We start from the raw sequence: 2,874 nt of genomic DNA, 5'->3' as shown, positions 1-2,874 counted from the left end.
ACCCTGCGCCCCTCCCCGACACGGCACCCTCACTGCCGCCGTCGCCGTCGACCCACGGTGCGCGGGCGCTCGCCGCGGCCGAGTCGAAGATCGGCGCACCGTACGTCTGGGCTGCGGCGGGGCCGGATGCGTTCGATTGCTCGGGTCTGGTCCAGTGGGCGTACCAGCAGGTCGGCGTCGTCGTGCCGCGCACCACCTACGACCAGCTCGACGGGGGACAACCGGTGGATCGGGCACACCTGCAGCCCGGCGATCTCGTGCTGTTCAACGGAGCGCAGCATGTCGGGCTCTACGCCGGGAACGGCACGGTCGTCCACGCCCCCACCGCCGGGCAGTCGGTGAAACAGGCACCACTGGACTCGATGCCGTTCTACGCGGCCCGCCGGTACTAGGCTCGGCCGCCCCGGGTGCCTGCCGAGAATCAGCCGGTACGAGGGGTGAACGGGTCCCGGGGCCCGACGAAACTCCGATCCGGTGCACAGCCCGTGAGCCATGCTCACAGGGTGCAGAGGCGATCGTCGGGTGTGCCCGGACGCCGTGGTGGGTCGGCGTGCGGCCGCGGTGGCGATCGGTGGCGCATCGAGAACCAGCGACGAGGCCTGGGGTGAGCCGGCCCCCAGGCCACGATCCGGCGGCACCATGCATCGATCCGCGCCTTGCGCCGGACCTTCCCTCCCGCGGGGCGCTCAGGGATATCGGTACTGCCCTCGTTCGGTGGGAAGTCGCACTCGACGGGATCCGCCACCAGGAGCACGCGCGTGCCCCGCGGGAACATCCCAGGCCCGAAACCTGACATACCTGACTGCTAAGTGTTTTTCGTCAGTGCGGGCATGTGTTCGCCTCCCGATCGCCATGCTGCTCCCGATCGTGGGTTCCGTGCGCCCCGGCCGATGCCGATACCGTGTCCGGTCACGGTCGAGACCATCAGGCACCGCTCGGGGCCTGCCGGCATCCTCGACGAGGGTGGCAGCCGTCCGCGTGGTGCAGAGCCCTTCGTCGCGCCTCTTCACTGCGATGCACTGCGCTTCGGACGGCGCGGATGCCATCGAGGCGATGCCGGGACGTCGGCGCCGTCGGTACGAGCGTGGCGGCGTCACCGAGAACACGTCGCCGACGGGACGCCCAGATCGCAAACAAACTCGGCTGTCGGCCTCTCGTCGGCATCACGCCCGAGACGGCCGCCCTTTCCGGACGCGTGCATCGTGTCGTGCCGGAGGGAAATTGCTGTCCACCAGCGGTCGATGACGAGGCGCTGTCCGACCCAGGTCGGGCCCTGCGTCACGAAACAGGGACGGCAACGACACAAGCTTCGGCGAGGAGTTGACCCCCTTCATGTCTCCTCCCAATATTGTTTTTCAGCAATGCTTTTCAAGTGCAGACCGGAGCGGAGGTCACTCGGAGTCGCGGGGTACGAAGATCGGGAATCGCTCGCCTGGCTGCGTGGACCGGAACCGCACCCGTACCGGCCGCTCGGTGGGCACCGGAACGTCGCCGTCGATCCACGAATAGACCCAGGGGCCCTCGTCGAGTGCGACGATGGCGATGATCGACGGGCAGGGCGCGCCGCACACCGGGTCGGGGGTGCGATCGACGACCCGGCACGAGACGATCACTCCCGCGCCGGCCGAGGAGATGGGTTCGAGAGTGCGGGCGCCGCACGAGGGACAGCGCCCGGTCAGGGGTGCGAGCACCGCGGCGCAGCCCTGGCACTTCCAGATGACGAGTTTGCCGAATCGGGTGGTCTCGCGTCCGCGACGGGCGAGACCGGTGCTCACGACGCCACCTCGGTGGGGAGCCGGTTAAAGGCGGTGCGCATCGTGTGACCGAAACACTCCGGGTCGGTGATCGGCCACCCGTGTCCGCCCGCGACGGTGAACACCGGCGGTCCCCCCAGGCCCGCGCGGAGCGATTCGACGCTCGCCCACGGGACCAGACGGTCGCCCCGGCTCCACACCAGCGCTACCGGTAGACGTCGTTGCGCGAGCCGGTGCCCCTCAGCGGTCAGGTCCCCACGCCGGGCGGTGGGGTCCGTGCGCCCCACGCTTCCCGGATCACCGACGTCGTGGCGACTGGTAGTGGTAGTGGTAGGACGAGTCCGTGTGGTCGAGGCGAGCATCCGCAGCGACAGCGCGTCCCCCAGAGCCTCAGCGCCCCGCTCCCACAGGGGTCCGTCACCGAGCGGGGGCGTCGCACCATTGACGTCCGGCCACGCTCCTGCCCCGACGGAGTTGACGAGTACCAGTCGCGCTATCCGATCCGGAAGATCGTGGGCGGTCCGGATCGCCAGCGCCCCGCCGAACGAGTGCCCGACCAGGGTCACCGGACCGAGTCCGGCAGCGCCGAGGAACCGTCCGAGCCAGGCCGCGCCGTCCGCCAGGGTCCGCTTGTCGAGGGGACGGTCCGGCACTCCGGCGAACCCGGGGATCACCGGGGCGTAGACCCGACAGCTCCGGGCAAGCCGGGCCAAGGCGTGACGGTAGATCCAGGGCGTCAATCCCCATCCGGGAACGAAGACCACCGGCGATCCCCGCCCGAGAACGCCGCACACCTCCGCCCGGTCGTCGACGCGAACAGTGGACCAATGGATCGCTGTGTGGTGACCGTGGGCTCGGGTCATCGGAGATCGGTGTCGGTAGTGCATCGGATGGACCTTCGGTCGATCTGGTGAGACATGTCACACCATGGCCCGCCTGTCGCGGCCAGGCGACGGCCGTAATACCTAGCGGCATACCTATTTTTTCAGAGGAAGGTTGCGTCCATCAGGATGGTGTACGAGCCGGATCGGATCCCGATGACCGGCGTGTCGTAACCGAACGAAAGACGGTCACCGCGTGATTCTTCGAGAGAGCTACCAACTCGACTCGACGAAAGAGC

The 2,874-nt window shown here is 68.9% G+C and carries 3 protein-coding genes; 1 reads left to right on the top strand and 2 read right to left on the bottom strand.

Annotated features, from left to right (window positions below):
• On the top strand, positions 1-392 hold a 392-nt coding region (locus tag G6039_RS29960), incomplete at its 5' end, for a C40 family peptidase (RefSeq protein WP_164528191.1).
• Between the two features lie 999 nt (positions 393-1,391).
• On the opposite strand, the gene G6039_RS29955 is transcribed toward G6039_RS29960, so the two are convergent.
• Together G6039_RS29955 and G6039_RS29950 are read right to left on the bottom strand one after the other, a co-directional pair.
• Complete coding sequence (locus G6039_RS29955; RefSeq protein WP_006943109.1) at positions 1,392-1,775, bottom strand: Zn-ribbon domain-containing OB-fold protein; 384 nt, start codon at positions 1,773-1,775, stop codon at positions 1,392-1,394.
• On the bottom strand, positions 1,772-2,617 hold the full coding sequence (locus G6039_RS29950) for an alpha/beta fold hydrolase (protein WP_029547110.1): 846 nt from the start codon (positions 2,615-2,617) through the stop codon (positions 1,772-1,774). Before G6039_RS29950 ends, G6039_RS29955 begins: the two co-directional genes overlap by 4 nt.
• Positions 2,618-2,874 lie beyond the last annotated feature (257 nt).

The sequence above is a fragment of the Rhodococcus aetherivorans genome, assembly GCF_011058165.1.
In the GTDB taxonomy this organism is placed as follows: Bacteria; Actinomycetota; Actinomycetes; order Mycobacteriales; family Mycobacteriaceae; genus Rhodococcus; species Rhodococcus aetherivorans.
This window is presented reverse-complemented; position numbering and strand designations above follow the sequence as displayed.

Coding starts and splice junctions, on each gene's coding strand:
- G6039_RS29950 (WP_029547110.1), bottom strand. CDS start 2,617: ATGACCCGAGCCCACGGTCACCACACAGCGATCCATTGGTCCACTGTT.